Source organism: Chimaeribacter coloradensis, from assembly GCF_002858715.1.
GTDB classification, from domain to species: Bacteria; Pseudomonadota; Gammaproteobacteria; order Enterobacterales; family Enterobacteriaceae; genus Chimaeribacter; species Chimaeribacter coloradensis.
This window is the reverse complement of sequence record NZ_PJZH01000015.1, coordinates 48,362-61,848: the sequence shown is the minus strand read 5'-3', so window position 1 is coordinate 61,848 and position 13,487 is coordinate 48,362. Positions and strand designations below refer to the sequence as shown.

The window sequence follows — 13,487 nt, the reverse complement described above, 5'->3', positions numbered from 1 at the left end:
GGCAATGTCACACCGCCCGCATGGTAACGGATAAAGCCGCCCTCTTCTTGATGCGGGTCAAGATAACTTTCGTTCGGAAGCATTTTAATTTGCGAACGAAATGGAGGCGCTATGCTGTTTAATCTTCAACGTTACTCAACCCACGACGGCCCCGGCATCCGCACCGTGGTGTTTTTAAAAGGCTGCTCCCTGAGCTGCCGCTGGTGCCAGAACCCGGAGAGCCGCGCCCGCACGCCCGACCTGCTGTTCGACCCACGCCTCTGTATTGCCGGCTGCCGCGAGTGCAGCCAGGCGCGGCCGGAGGGGGTGACCCATCAGGCTGACGGGCTGATCCTGCACCGCGAGCGGTTGCAGGAGGCTGACCTGCCGGTGCTGGCGGGCTGCTGCCCCAGCGGCGCGCTGGCGCTCTGCGGGGAGGCGCTGGATCTTGATGCGGTGATGGCGACCCTCCTGCGCGACCGGCCGTTCTACCAGCAGAGCGGCGGCGGCGTCACGCTCTCCGGCGGCGAACCCTTTATGCAGCCGGAACCGTGCGCCGCGCTGCTGCAGCGCTGCCGGGCCGAGGGGCTGCACACCGCCGTGGAGAGCTGCCTGCATGTGCCCTGGCACTACATCGCGCCTTCGCTGCCGCACCTGTCGTTGCTGCTCGCTGACCTGAAGCATGTGGATGAGGCGCGTTTCCGTGACTGGACCGGCGGCTCCGCCCGGCGGGTAATGAACAATTTCCGCCGCCTGGCAGAGGCCGGGGTGCCGGTGATTGTGCGGGTGCCGGTGATCCCCGGGTTCAATGCAGATTGCGCCTCGCTGCGCGCCATCATCGATTTTGCCGCAGAGGAGACCGCCTGCAAAGAGATCCATTTCCTGCCCTACCACACGCTCGGCATCAATAAGTATGCCCTGCTGAACCAACCCTACACCGCACCGGCCACCCCGCTGGATGACCCGGCGCTGCTGGCCTTTGCCCGGCACTATGCCCGGCGGCGCGGCCTGGACGCCCTGTTAAGAGGATAGCACCATGACCCAACTCAACCTTGATACCCTGAGTGACCGTATCCGCGCCCACAAAGCGGCGCTGGTGTCGATTGTGAAACCGCCGATCTGTACCGAGCGGGCGCAGCACTATACCGAGATTTACCAGCAGCATCAGGACAAGCCGCTGCCGGTGCGCCGCGCCCTCGCCCTGGCGCACCACCTCGCCCGGCGCACTGTCTGGATCAAGCATGACGAGCTGATCGTCGGCAACCAGGCGAGCCGGGTGCGCGCCGCACCGATCTTCCCGGAATACACCGTCAGCTGGATTGAGAAAGAGATCGACGATCTGGCCGACCGGCCCGGTGCCGGGTTCGCCATCTCGGAGGAGGATAAAACCGTGCTGCACCGGGTCTGCCCCTGGTGGCGCGGCCAGACGGTGCAGGACCGCTGCTACGGCATGTTTACCGACGAACAGAAAGCGCTGCTGGAGGCGGGCATTATCAAAGCAGAGGGCAATATGACCTCCGGCGACGCCCACCTGGCGGTGAACTACCCGCTGCTGCTTGAGCTGGGGCTGGATGGCCTGCGTGAGAAAGTCGCGGAACGCCGCGACCGGCTGGCCCTCACCGACTGGGACGACCTGCACAAAGCGCAGTTCCTGAAGGCGATAGATATTACGCTGGCGGCGCTGAGTGACCATATCCTGCGCTTCGCCGATCTGGCGCGGCGCATGGCGGCAGACGAGACCCGCCCTGCCCGCCGTGACGAATTGCAGGCGATCGCGGCCAACTGCGAGGTAATCGCCCACCAGCCGCCCCAGACCTTCTGGCAGGCGCTGCAACTCTGCTATTTCGTGCAACTGGTACTGCAGATTGAGTCCAACGGCCACTCCGTCTCCTTCGGCCGCCTCGACCAGTACCTCTACCCCTGGTACCGGCGCGATGTGGAGCTGACCGGCGCACTGCCGCGCGAACAGGCGATAGAATTGCTCAACAGCTGCTGGCTGAAACTGCTGGAGGTGAACAAAATCCGCTCCGGCAGCCACTCCAAGGCCTCAGCCGGCAGCCCGCTCTACCAGAACGTCACCATCGGCGGCCAGCGCTGGGCCGACGGGCGGGCGGTGGATGCGGTCAACCCGCTCTCCTATGCGGTGCTGGAGTCCTGCGGCCGCCTGCGCTCGACCCAGCCTAACCTCAGCGTGCGCTACCACAGCGGGGTCAGTGATGATTTTATGGATGCCTGTGTGCAGGTGATCCGCTGCGGCTTCGGGATGCCGGCGTTCAACAACGATGAGATTGTGATCCCGGAGTTTATCAGGCTCGGCGTCTCGCGCGAGGACGCCTACGACTACGCCGCCATCGGCTGCATTGAAACGGCGGTCGGCGGCAAATGGGGCTACCGCTGCACCGGCATGAGCTTTATCAACTTTGCCCGCGTGATGCTGGCCGCGCTGGAACAGGGGCGCGACAGCCAGAGCGGCCGGGTGTTCCTGCCGCAGGCACAGGGGCTTTCCCAGGGCAACTTCCGCAGTTTTGACGAGGTGATGGCCGCCTGGGATACCCAGATCCGCTACTACACCCGCAAGTCGATTGAGATTGAGTGCGTGGTGGATACGGTGCTGGAAGAGAACGCCCACGACATCCTCTGCTCGGCGCTGGTGGATGACTGCATTGAGCGCGGCAAAAGCATCAAACAGGGCGGCGCGAAATATGACTGGGTCTCCGGGTTACAGGTCGGCATCGCCAACCTCGGCAACAGCCTGGCCGCGGTGCGCACGCTGGTGTTTGAGCAGGGCGTGATCGGCCAGCAGCAGCTGGCGGCGGCACTGGCGGCTGATTTCGCCGGGTTGGACGGGGAAAAACTGCGCCAGCGGCTGATCAACGGCGCGCCGAAATACGGCAATGACCGCGATGAGGTGGATGACCTGCTGGTGCGCGCCTACCAGACCTACATTGATGAGCTGAAGCAGTACCACAACACCCGCTTTGGCCGCGGCCCGCTGGGCGGCACCTACTACGCCGGGACGTCGTCTATCTCCGCCAACGTGCCGTTCGGGGCGGCCACCCCGGCCACGCCGGACGGGCGCAAAGCCGGGACGCCGCTGGCGGAGGGGGCCAGCCCCGCCTCCGGCACCGATACCCTCGGCCCCACGGCGGTGTTCAACTCCCTGGGGAAACTGCCGACGGCAGCGATCCTCGGCGGGGTGTTGCTGAACCAGAAACTCAACCCGTCGACGCTGGAGAACCCGCGCGACCGCGAAAAACTGCTGGCGCTGCTGCGCACTTTCTTTGATGTCCACCACGGCTGGCACGTGCAGTACAACATCGTGTCGCGCGACACCCTGCTGGCGGCCAGGGCACAGCCGGATCAGTACCGTGACCTGGTGGTGCGCGTCGCCGGCTATTCCGCGTTCTTTACGGCTTTATCGCCGGACGCGCAGGATGATATTATCGCGCGTACTGAACACACGCTCTGAGAAACACTTTTCAGAAAATCGTTTGTGGCAGCCACCCGGCTGCCCTTTTTCGTCTGGGCCACTATGAACGCACGACAACAACACATTATGCAGGTGGTAAACCAACAACGCCGGGTCAGCGTGGGCACCCTCGCCCAGCAGTGCGGCGTTTCTGAGGTCACTATCCGGCAGGATCTCAACCGGCTTGAGCAGCGCAGCTACCTGAAGCGCGTTCACGGTTACGCTGTCGCGATTGAGAGTGACGATCTGGACGCACGGATGATGTCCAACTTTGCCCAGAAACAGAAGCTGGCGCAGTTCGCTGCCTCGCTGGTGAACGACGGCGAAACCATCTTTATCGAGAGCGGCAGCAGCAACGCCCTGCTGGCGCGCTATCTGGCCGAGCGCAAACACATTACGCTGATCACCGTCAGCAGCTATATCGCCCATCTGCTCCGTTCCACGCCGTGTGAAGTGATCCTGCTCGGCGGCATGTACCAGAAAGAGAGCGAAACCGTGGTCGGCCCGCTGACCCGGCTCTGCATCCAGCAGCTCCATTTCAGCAAGGCGTTCGTGGGCATTGACGGTTTTACACCGGAGAGCGGCTTTACCGGCCGGGACATGATGCGCGCCGATGTGGTCAACGCGCTGCTGGCGAAAGGGGCGGAGAACATCGTGCTGACGGACTCCTCCAAATTCGGCCAGATCACCCCCAACGTGCTGGGCGCGGCCAACGGCTTCAGCCGGGTCATCACCGATGACAAGCTGCCGCCGCACTATGAGCGCTACCTCACAGAGCAAGGGATCACGGTGGATCTGGTCAGCGAATAGGCCTGCGCCAGCAGGCCGGAGGGGGATGGCGGCGTTTACCTTGCCTGACCGCGCGGCTTATTGACCGCGGTTTTACTGCCCGTAATAGGCATTTTTGCCGTGCTTGCGCAGGTAGTGCTTGTCCAGCAGTTGCGGCTGCATGGACGGCAGGTCCGGGGTGAGCTGGCGGGAGAAGATCCCCATATAGGCCACCTCTTCCAGCACCACGGCGTTGTGTACCGCATTGTCGGCATCACTGCCCCAGGCAAAGGGGCCGTGAGAGTGCACCAGCACCGCCGGCACGGCCTGCGGGTCGATGCCGCGCTCCCGGAAGGTCTCCACGATCACTTCACCGGTTTCCCACTCATAGCGCCCGCCGATCTCCGCCTCATTCATCATGCGGGTGCAGGGGATCGGGCCGTAGAAGTAGTCCGCGTGGGTGGTGCCCCAGGCTGGGATATCCTGCCCCGCCTGCGCCCAGATGGTGGCGTGGCGCGAATGGGTATGCACAATGCCGCCCGCCTGTGCAAAGTTGAGGTAGAGCACCCGGTGGGTATCGGTGTCAGAAGAGGGTTTTTTGCTGCCCTCCACCACCCGGCCACTCTCCAGCTCCACCACCACCATATCCTCTGCCGTCATATGCGCATACTCAACGCCCGAGGGCTTGATCACCATCAGCCCCTGCTGCCGGTCAACGGCGCTGACATTTCCCCAGGTAAAGGTCACCAGATTGTGGCGCGGCAGCGCCAGATTGGCCTCCAGCACCTGCTGTTTCAATTCGTTAAGCATCTTCTTGTCCTTGGTTACTGCGCAGATGCCCTATTCTGGAAGCGCCGCCCCCGGCCCGGTATGGGTGAAATCGCTGAAGAGTGCGTAGAAACCTGCTGTGTCACCGTCTGTGTCTTTTTGTGCGGCGACAATTCCGGGCTGAATAAATTAAGAATATTTACCTTGGCGCTGCGCCGGCAATAAATAGAATACGCCCTGTCCGGTGTGCATTTTTTGCTGCATTTTGTTTGCCGCGCTGTAGCACGGTAAAACAGAACGCTGAAAAAGCCGGTCCATTCCACGGGAATGCCAATGATTATTCTGTTGTTCCCGATAATCTGCTGTGCAGAATTCTGCCCAGAGACGATAAGATGGGCGTTGTTGCCTATAATGAATACAGCAGTACCCGCTTAAGTTGATTAATTTCACTTAAGTCAGAATATGGCGTATTCCCCTGCAAGGAGAAGTAAAAATGATGAAAGTAAATAAACGTCTGACCACCGTTGTGCTGGTGACGACCCTGGCCCTGTCCCTGTCGGCCTGCTCGAATATGTCTCACCGCGGCCGCAACACGGCGATTGGTGCCGGTGCCGGTGCGCTGGGCGGCGCTGTCCTGACTGACGGCAGCACTCTGGGGACCCTGGGCGGTGCCGCTATCGGCGGTATTATCGGCCATCAGGTTGACCGTTAATTACGGCGGCTGGAAATAAAAGAAAGGTAAAGAAGTGTCTGCCCGGTTTAAATTACTCCCCGGCAAAGGCTCTCTTTAAAAATAAGGCAGGACGCCGGTCATAACTCGTCAGGTCTGATAATAAAAAAAGTGCCTTACGGCACAAGCATCAGGAAAAGCGCGGGATCTCCGCCGGGATGCCGGATAAAAACGCTCTCCTGCCCGCTTTTGATTTATTCTCGCTCAGCAACCTCAACGTTGTTCCCTGCGGGCGCACACCGCGCCCGCAGTTTTATCAGGCCAGGCATCAGCCACCGGCCAGTTTCACTTTCATGCCTTTCGCTTCCAGCAGTTGCTGGAGCAGTTCACGCTTGTCGCCCTGAATTTCAATCACGCCCTCTTTCACCGCGCCGCCGCAGCCGCACTTTTTCTTCAGCTCTGCCGCCAGTTTCTCCAGCGCTGCGTCGTCCAGATCGATGCCGGTAATCACGCAGACGCCTTTGCCTTTGCGGCCGCTGGTCTGCCGCTGGATGCGCACGATGCCGTCACCTTTCGGCCGCACCGGTTTGATCTCCGGGGCCGTAATCCGGCCGGTGCCGGTGGAGTAGACCAGGGGGTTATCATCACGTGCCATGTTTTTCTCCTCAGGCCAGGTCAGCCAGAATGGTGCGCAGGGCGGCAGCCGGGTCGGCGGCCTGCGTCACCGGGCGGCCGATGACCATATAGTCCACGCCTGCGGCCTGCGCCTGCTGCGGGGTCATGATGCGGCGCTGGTCGCCCGCCTCACTGCCTGCCGGGCGGATGCCGGGGGTCACCAGCCGGAAATCGCGGCCGCACGCCTGCTTGAGGCGCACCGCTTCCTGCGCCGAGCAGACCACGCCGTCCAGCCCGCAGTCGCGGGTCAGCCTCGCCAGCCGCTCGGCATGGTCCGCCGGTGAGAGGGTAATGCCGACCTCGGCCAGATCCGCCTGCTCCATGCTGGTAAGCACGGTCACGGCGATCAGCAGCGGGGCGTCCGCCCCAAACGGCAACAGCGCCTCGCGGGCAGCCGTCATCATCCGGCGGCCGCCGCCGGCGTGTACGTTCACCATCCAGACGCCCAGTTCCGCGGCCGCGGCCACCGCTTTCGCCACGGTGTTGGGGATGTCGTGGAATTTCAGATCGAGAAAGACGTCAAAACCCCGGCTGTGCAGGTCGCGCACCAGTTGCGGCCCAAACAGGGTGAACATCTCCTTGCCGATTTTCAGGCGGCAGTCACGCGGGTCAATCTGGTCAGCAAAGGCCAGCGCGGCCGCCTGATCAGCATAGTCCAGCGCGACAACAACCGGTGAGGAGACCGGGCCACCGGAGGTGGGGGTGAGAACAGACGCCATTTCATCATCCTTATACGCGGGGGTTGGGCAGGGTTCGCCATTTTTTACCGCCCGCATTCTACCTAACCGCGGCGGGAAAGCCCAGCGTGCGCCGGGCCGCGCGGCAGGGGAAGCGCCGCGCTTACTGGCCGTCGAGGCCGCGGATCGGTTTGACGGAGGCCCAGGCCCGGCAGGAGGGGCAGTGCCAGTAGAGGGAGTGGGCGGTGAAGCCGCATTTGTGGCAGCGGTAGCGCGGTTTGGTGCGGATCTGCTCGCCCACCATGTCCCGCAGCAGTTGCAGGCTCTCTTTGGCGCGCCCTTCTTCGGCGTCCGCCAGGTGGTAGTCCATCAGCCGGTAGAAGACGCGCATGGTCGGGTGGCGCTGGAGCTGCCGGTTGATGTAGACCTGCGCCACATCACGCCCCTGCTCCTGCTCCAGGATCTCCGCCAGGTAGAGTTCGGCAATCGCCCCGGTGTTGCTTTCGACACAGCGTTTGAGGAACTCCGTCCACTCGGTGGGCTGTTGCAGGTGGGTAAAGCACTCATGCAGCATCGGCAGGGTTTCGCTGACCATCTCCTTGTCCTGCTCCAGCACCTGCTCCAGTGCGGCGGCGGCTTTCGCCCACGCCTGCTGGGCCATCAGGATCCGCCCCTGCATAATGGAGACGCGCGCGCAGTTACGATCCGCCGCCGAGGCTTTTTTCAGCAGCGACATCGCCTTCTCCTGGTCGTCACTGCCCATCGCCAGCAGGGCCAGCTCACAGTAGAAGTGCGCGATGTCCGCCCGTTTGTCCTCTTTGCCGAGCCGGGTCAGTTTCTCCGCCACGTCGATCGCTTTCTGCCAGTCGCTGGTGGCCTGGTGGATCACCAGCAGCTGTTGCAGCGCCGAGTGCTGGAAATCCTCTTCTTTGATTAACTGGGTGAACATCTCCTCCGCGCGGTCGTAAAACCCGGCGGCCATATAGTCACGGCCCAGCTGCTGCACCGCCAGCAACCGCTGCTCAAAGCTCAGTGAGGCACTCTCCATCAACGCCTGGTGGATGCGGATGGCGCGGTCAACTTCGCCGCGTGAACGGAACAGGTTGCCCAGCGTCAGGTGGGCCTCCACGGTATTGCTGTCCTCTTTCAGCATATCGAGGAACAGGTCCACCGCTTTGTCCTGCTGGTTGGAGAGCAGGAAGTTCACCCCCGCCACATACTCGCGTGACAGGCGGTTCGCCTCCTGTTGCTTGTTCTGTTGAGCACTTCTGTGCCCCATGTACCAGCCGTAGGCGGCCGCCACAGGCAACAACAGAAACAGCAGCTCTAACATAGGGGGTTATTCCTTGCTGAGAGAGGTCTGCGCCGCAGGCACGCTCTCACCGGCCGGTGCAATCTGCTGCTCCAGGCGCTTGATTTTACGCTGCGCACGGGAAAGTGACAGGCGGACGCGCAGATAGAACAGGCCGCAAATTACCCAGCCGAGGATAAAGCCGGTGCCGAACAGCGTGGCCAGCAGCGTGGAAACGCGGTAATCGCCCTGGGCGAGAAGATAGTTAAAGGTGACAACCTGATCGTTATGGGCGCCTAACGTGATGGAAATCACGATGATCACCAGCAAGACCAAAAAAATGAGCAGATATTTCACATTTATTCCTGTGATGCCGGGTTAACCGGATGAATTAAGCCAACATTGTGGCGTCCTGACCTATTAAGTTAGCACTTCCCATTGCGGCTGGGAAACCCTGCGCCATGATAAAGCCGCAGACCGGCGCTATTTGCACACTGTGTGCCCAATGGCCGGAAGAAGACAGGGGGCCGCCGGCGCGCCGGCGCAAACGCCGGAGGCCCCCACCGGCTATTTCTTGCTGTTTTCGCGCGCGGCGATCTCCTGGTGCTCGTCGCGTTCCACGTTCAGCGGGCCGATAAAACGCTGCACCACGCAGCAGGCCAGCGTTACCAGCACCCAGCTCATCACCGTCGCCATCACCAGATCGCGCGGCCAGTGCATCCCGAGCATCAGGCGGCTGCCCATCACCGCGACGGCCCAGACCACCAGCAGCGCGATGGTTTTATAGCGGCGGCGCGGCCACAGCAGGCCGATGCCGAGCAGCGCCCAGCTGGCGGCAAACAGGGTGTGGCCGGAGGGGAAGGAGAAGCCGGTCTCAAACTGCCAGTGCGCCTTCAGCCAGGGCGGCACTACCCTGTTGTCCCGCAGCTGTTCCTCAACCAGCGCGCCGCGGTCCGCCCGCTTGAGCTGGTAGAAGGCCTGGTTATCGACCTGGTACTGCTGCTCCATCCAGACCACAAAGGGCCGCGGCGCCTGGACGTGATCCTTGACCAGGCTTTTCAGCTGCTGCCCGATGAGGATGGCGGCCGCCAGCAGCAGCGCCAGCCCGATCGCCCCGCGCAACTGGAAGCGCAGGCACCAGAGGAACCAGGCGATCAGCAGCGCGCTGGTGAGGATGCCCCACGGGCGGGTCACGGTCTGGGTTATCCAGTAGAGGGTGCGGAGAAAGGCGTTGCCCTCCCCCGGCTGCCACTGCCAGCCGGAGGCCCAGACTGCCAGGGGCATCAGCAGCAGGAGCAATGCCCCCAGGGTGGTGCGTTTGACGATGGCGAACGCGGTGTCCTTATCAGACGTGGTGTCGTTGCCGGACTTGGAGCCGTTTGCAAGCATGGTGCCGTCCTTGTAAAAAATGAGCGTGAATTTAACCAGGGTGTCATAAGCTTGACACAATAAATCCATTTCCCCGCTGACAAACTGCGCTAGTATGTGAACGGCCGGAAATTTGCCGCTGCGTCAACAGGTCATCATCCCTTTTGGCGGGCGAACCAGCATAATCTGCGGGTGTGCCGCGCCCCGGCGTGCTCTTTTTGCTGACCACGCCGCCGCCTGGTGAGCCGCCCGGCCACGGTTTTGTGCTGGTCAAGGCGCGCCGCAGAACGTAGGATGCGCAACAAGAATAATGTCAAATATCAGTTTTTTGGAGAGTAACATGCAGCTTAAACGGGTCGCCGAGGCGAAACTGCCCACGCCGTGGGGGGATTTCCTCATGGTGGGCTTTGAAGAGTTGGCTACCGGTCAGGATCACCTGGCGCTGGTATTCGGTGACGTCTCCGGCAGCGAGCCGGTGCTGTCGCGCGTGCATTCAGAGTGCCTCACCGGTGATGCCCTGTTCAGCCTGCGCTGTGACTGCGGTTTCCAGCTTGAAGCCGCCCTGACGCAGATTGCCGAAGAGGGGCGCGGCGTCCTGCTGTACCACCGTCAGGAAGGGCGCAACATCGGGCTGCTGAACAAGATCCGCGCCTATGCGTTACAGGACAAAGGGGCCGACACCGTGGAGGCCAACCACCAGCTCGGCTTTGCCGCCGACGAGCGTGATTTCACCCTGTGCGCTGACATGTTCAAGCTGCTGGGGGTAGACGCGGTGCGCCTGCTGACCAACAACCCGAAAAAAGTGGCGATCCTGACCGAAGCGGGCATCAACATCACCGAACGGGTGCCGTTGATCGTCGGGCGCAACCCGAAAAACGAGCACTATCTGGCGACCAAGGCAGCCAAAATGGGCCACCTGCTGGACCCGAAAAAATAGGCCGTTACCGGCAATAAAAAGGGCACCTGCGGGTGCCCTTTTTTATTCGCTGCCCAACCGGTTTCCCGGAAGAAGGCCGGTTATGCCAGCATTTTGCGGATCATATAGTGCAGGATACCGTCATTGTTGAAGTAGGTCAGTTCGTTGCTGGTGTCGATGCGGCAGCGGGCGTCGATCTCCGCAGTATGGCCGTCGGCATAGGTCAGCGTCACTTTCACGGTCTGCCCCGGTGAGAGGGTTTGCAGGCCGTGGATGCTGATCTGCTCCTCGCCGGTCAGGCCCAGGGTTTTGCGCGTCACCCCTTCCGGGAACTCCAGCGGCAGAATGCCCATCCCGATCAGGTTAGAACGGTGGATGCGCTCGAACGACTCGGCGATCACCACGCGGATGCCCAGCAAACGCGGCCCTTTCGCCGCCCAGTCACGGCTGGAGCCGGAGCCGTACTCTTTGCCGGCAATCACCGCCAGCGGCACCTTCTCCTGCTGGTAACGCATCGCCGCGTCATACACCGCCATCTGCGCCTGGGACGGCAGGTGGCGCGTCACCCCGCCCTCCACGCCCGGCACCAGCTCATTGCGGATACGCACGTTGGCAAAGGTGCCGCGCACCATCACCTCGTAGTTACCGCGGCGGGAGCCGTAGGAGTTGAAATCGCCCCGCTCCACGCCGTGATCACGCAGGTAGCGCCCGGCCGGGCTGTCTGCCTTGATGCTGCCCGCCGGTGAGATGTGGTCGGTGGTCACGGAGTCGCCCAGCATCAGCAGGATGCGCGCGCCTTCGATGTCCTGTACCGTTTTCGGCTCCGCTTCCATGTCATCGAAGAACGGCGAGTGGCGGATGTAGGTGGAGTCATCCTGCCAGCTGTAGGTCGGCGAGCCTTTTACCTGGATCGCCTGCCAGTTTTCATCGCCGTTGAACACCTCGGAATACTCTTTGAGGAACATCTCGGTACGCACCTGCTCCACCGCCTCGGCGATCTCATTGGCGGTCGGCCAGATGTCATGCAGGTAGACCGGGTTGCCCGCTTTGTCGGTGCCGAGCGGGTCGGTGCTGAGGTTAACCTTGAGGTTACCTGCCAGCGCATAGGCCACCACCAGCGGCGGCGAGGCAAGCCAGTTGGTTTTGATCAGCGGGTGGATGCGCCCCTCAAAGTTACGGTTACCGGAGAGCACCGCGCCCACGGTCAAATCCCCTGCTTTGATCGCCTCCTCAATCGGGCCGAGCAGCGGGCCGGAGTTACCGATGCAGGTGGTACAGCCGTAGCCCACCAGGTTAAAGCCAAGGCTGTCGAGGTAGCCCATCAGCCCCGCTTTGGCGAGGTAGTTGGTCACCACCATCGAGCCGGGTGCCAGCGAGGTTTTCACCCACGGCTTGCTTTTCAGCCCGCGCTCTACCGCTTTTTTCGCCACCAGCCCGGCGGCCATCAGAATGCTGGGGTTAGAGGTGTTGGTGCAGGAGGTAATGGCGGCGATCACCACCGCGCCGTTCTCCAGCTTCAGTTCTTCGCCACGCAGCGTGATGGGTTCCGCTTCGCTGCCGGCGCGGGCGTTGACGTCCAGTTCAGTCGCGGCGTTAAACGCCTGCGGCACGCCGGGCAGCGCCACGCGATCCTGCGGGCGTTTCGGCCCGGAGACGCTGGACTCCACGGTGCCCATGTCCAGCGACAGGGTACTGGTGAAAATCGGCTCATCGCCCTCATGCCGCCACAGCCCCTGTTCGCGGGTATATTTTTCCACCAGTGCGATCTGCTCATCGCTGCGGCCGGTGAGTTTCATGTAGCTGAGCGTGACCTCATCCACCGGGAAGAAGCCGCAGGTTGCGCCATATTCCGGTGCCATGTTGGCGATGGTGGAGCGGTCCGCCAGCGGCAGGTCGGCCAGCCCGTCGCCGTAGAACTCAACAAACTTGCCGACCACGCCATGTTTGCGCAGCATCTGGGTCACGGTCAGCACCAGGTCGGTGGCGGTGATGCCTTCCCGCAGTTTGCCGGTGAGTTTAAAGCCCACCACATCCGGGATCAGCATCGACACCGGCTGCCCAAGCATCGCCGCTTCCGCCTCGATGCCGCCCACGCCCCAGCCCAGTACCCCGAGGCCGTTGATCATGGTGGTGTGGGAGTCAGTGCCCACCAGCGTATCCGGGTAGGCGACCTGTCTGCCGTCCTGTTCCTCATGCCAGACCGTCTGGCCGAGGTATTCGAGGTTGACCTGGTGGCAGATGCCGGTGCCCGGCGGCACCACGCGGAAGCGGTTGAACGCCTGCTGCCCCCAGCGCAGGAACTGGTAGCGCTCATGGTTGCGCTCCATCTCCAGCCGCACGTTCTCATCAAAGGCGTCAGTGGTACCGTACTCATCCACGGTGACCGAATGGTCGATCACCAGATCGACCGGTGACAGCGGGTTGACCTGGTCAACCGCCCCGCCCAGCCGCTTCACCGCCTCACGCATCGCCGCCAGATCCACCACCGCCGGGACGCCGGTAAAGTCCTGCATCAGCACGCGCGCCGGGCGGTAGGCAATTTCACGGTTGGCGTGGCCGGTTTTCTGCCAGGCGACCATCGCCCGCAGATCCTCTTCGGTGACGGTGTCGCCATCGATATGGCGCAGCAGATTCTCCAGCAAGACTTTCATCGATTTCGGCAGCCGGGCGATGTCCCCCAGCTGTTCTGACACCGTGGCCAGGCTGTAGTAATGGTACTCGTGATTCAGCGCGTCCAGCTTTTTCTGACTTTGCTCACGAAGATCGGATGACATGGCGCTCCTCCCAGTTTGACCTGTTCATGTCGCACAACGCCTGGCGGCTGAGCGGCATGCCGCCAATACCCGGTCAGGTTGTGCGTCTTAATTTAAAGATAACACAAACATAGCGTAACGTTTTGATAACAA

At 62.2% G+C, this 13,487-nt stretch carries 12 protein-coding genes; 5 read left to right on the top strand and 7 right to left on the bottom strand.

The genetic code is table 11. The features are described 5' to 3' along the window. Window positions 1–111: 111 nt before the first annotated feature. From CYR32_RS14495 to CYR32_RS14485, 3 genes are all read left to right on the top strand, one after another. Window positions 112–1,011 (top strand): glycyl-radical enzyme activating protein, encoded by a 900-nt coding sequence (locus tag CYR32_RS14495; RefSeq protein ID WP_101825638.1) that lies wholly within the window; start codon window positions 112–114, stop codon window positions 1,009–1,011. A 4-nt stretch (window positions 1,012–1,015) separates the two neighbouring features. Then, window positions 1,016–3,448, top strand: a complete 2,433-nt coding sequence (locus tag CYR32_RS14490) for a formate C-acetyltransferase/glycerol dehydratase family glycyl radical enzyme (RefSeq protein ID WP_101825636.1) — start codon at window positions 1,016–1,018, stop codon at window positions 3,446–3,448. 63 nt (window positions 3,449–3,511) lie between these two features. Next, on the top strand, window positions 3,512–4,258 hold the full coding sequence (locus CYR32_RS14485) for a DeoR/GlpR family DNA-binding transcription regulator (protein ID WP_101825684.1): 747 nt from the start codon (window positions 3,512–3,514) through the stop codon (window positions 4,256–4,258). 72 nt (window positions 4,259–4,330) lie between these two features. Here CYR32_RS14485 and araD read toward each other — a convergent pair whose 3' ends face one another. Beyond that, window positions 4,331–5,026, bottom strand: coding sequence for an L-ribulose-5-phosphate 4-epimerase (gene araD, locus CYR32_RS14480; RefSeq protein ID WP_101825634.1), 696 nt, complete (start codon window positions 5,024–5,026; stop codon window positions 4,331–4,333). Between the two features lie 451 nt (window positions 5,027–5,477). Between araD and osmB the strand changes: the two genes are divergently transcribed. Further along, the gene (osmB, locus tag CYR32_RS14475; RefSeq protein WP_072933019.1) at window positions 5,478–5,696 is read left to right on the top strand and encodes an osmotically-inducible lipoprotein OsmB; all 219 of its coding nucleotides are present in this window, start codon (window positions 5,478–5,480) and stop codon (window positions 5,694–5,696) included. Between the two features lie 286 nt (window positions 5,697–5,982). Here osmB and yciH read toward each other — a convergent pair whose 3' ends face one another. The 5 genes from yciH to pgpB form a co-directional block, all read right to left on the bottom strand. Then, entirely contained in the window at window positions 5,983–6,309 is a 327-nt protein-coding gene (gene yciH / locus CYR32_RS14470) for a stress response translation initiation inhibitor YciH (RefSeq protein ID WP_101825632.1), read from the bottom strand. 10 nt (window positions 6,310–6,319) lie between these two features. Beyond that, complete coding sequence (pyrF, locus tag CYR32_RS14465) at window positions 6,320–7,048, bottom strand: orotidine-5'-phosphate decarboxylase (protein WP_101825630.1); 729 nt, start codon at window positions 7,046–7,048, stop codon at window positions 6,320–6,322. 121 nt (window positions 7,049–7,169) lie between these two features. Beyond that, entirely contained in the window at window positions 7,170–8,339 is a 1,170-nt protein-coding gene (lapB, locus tag CYR32_RS14460) for a lipopolysaccharide assembly protein LapB (protein ID WP_101825628.1), read from the bottom strand. 6 nt (window positions 8,340–8,345) lie between these two features. Continuing rightward, the gene (locus CYR32_RS14455) at window positions 8,346–8,654 is read right to left on the bottom strand and encodes a LapA family protein (RefSeq protein ID WP_101825626.1); all 309 of its coding nucleotides are present in this window, start codon (window positions 8,652–8,654) and stop codon (window positions 8,346–8,348) included. A 210-nt stretch (window positions 8,655–8,864) separates the two neighbouring features. After that, window positions 8,865–9,686 (bottom strand): phosphatidylglycerophosphatase B, encoded by an 822-nt coding sequence (pgpB, locus tag CYR32_RS14450; RefSeq protein WP_101825683.1) that lies wholly within the window; start codon window positions 9,684–9,686, stop codon window positions 8,865–8,867. 319 nt (window positions 9,687–10,005) lie between these two features. On the opposite strand from pgpB, the gene ribA reads away from it, so the two are divergent. After that, window positions 10,006–10,602, top strand: coding sequence for a GTP cyclohydrolase II (gene ribA, locus CYR32_RS14445; protein ID WP_101825680.1), 597 nt, complete (start codon window positions 10,006–10,008; stop codon window positions 10,600–10,602). 80 nt (window positions 10,603–10,682) lie between these two features. Here the strand turns inward: ribA and acnA are convergent, their stop codons facing one another. After that, complete coding sequence (gene acnA, locus CYR32_RS14440; RefSeq protein ID WP_101825624.1) at window positions 10,683–13,355, bottom strand: aconitate hydratase AcnA; 2,673 nt, start codon at window positions 13,353–13,355, stop codon at window positions 10,683–10,685. Window positions 13,356–13,487: the final 132 nt, after the last annotated feature.

Excerpts from the sequence above, each read along its gene's own strand:
- CYR32_RS14495 (WP_101825638.1), top strand. The coding sequence starts at position 112 with ATGCTGTTTAATCTTCAACGTTACTCAACCCACGACGGCCCCGGCATC.
- pgpB (WP_101825683.1), bottom strand. The coding sequence starts at position 9,686 with ATGCTTGCAAACGGCTCCAAGTCCGGCAACGACACCACGTCTGATAAG.
- lapB (WP_101825628.1), bottom strand. The coding sequence starts at position 8,339 with ATGTTAGAGCTGCTGTTTCTGTTGTTGCCTGTGGCGGCCGCCTACGGC.
- pyrF (WP_101825630.1), bottom strand. The coding sequence starts at position 7,048 with ATGGCGTCTGTTCTCACCCCCACCTCCGGTGGCCCGGTCTCCTCACCG.
- CYR32_RS14490 (WP_101825636.1), top strand. The coding sequence starts at position 1,016 with ATGACCCAACTCAACCTTGATACCCTGAGTGACCGTATCCGCGCCCAC.
- ribA (WP_101825680.1), top strand. The coding sequence starts at position 10,006 with ATGCAGCTTAAACGGGTCGCCGAGGCGAAACTGCCCACGCCGTGGGGG.
- CYR32_RS14485 (WP_101825684.1), top strand. The coding sequence starts at position 3,512 with ATGAACGCACGACAACAACACATTATGCAGGTGGTAAACCAACAACGC.
- acnA (WP_101825624.1), bottom strand. The coding sequence starts at position 13,355 with ATGTCATCCGATCTTCGTGAGCAAAGTCAGAAAAAGCTGGACGCGCTG.
- yciH (WP_101825632.1), bottom strand. The coding sequence starts at position 6,309 with ATGGCACGTGATGATAACCCCCTGGTCTACTCCACCGGCACCGGCCGG.
- osmB (WP_072933019.1), top strand. The coding sequence starts at position 5,478 with ATGATGAAAGTAAATAAACGTCTGACCACCGTTGTGCTGGTGACGACC.
- araD (WP_101825634.1), bottom strand. The coding sequence starts at position 5,026 with ATGCTTAACGAATTGAAACAGCAGGTGCTGGAGGCCAATCTGGCGCTG.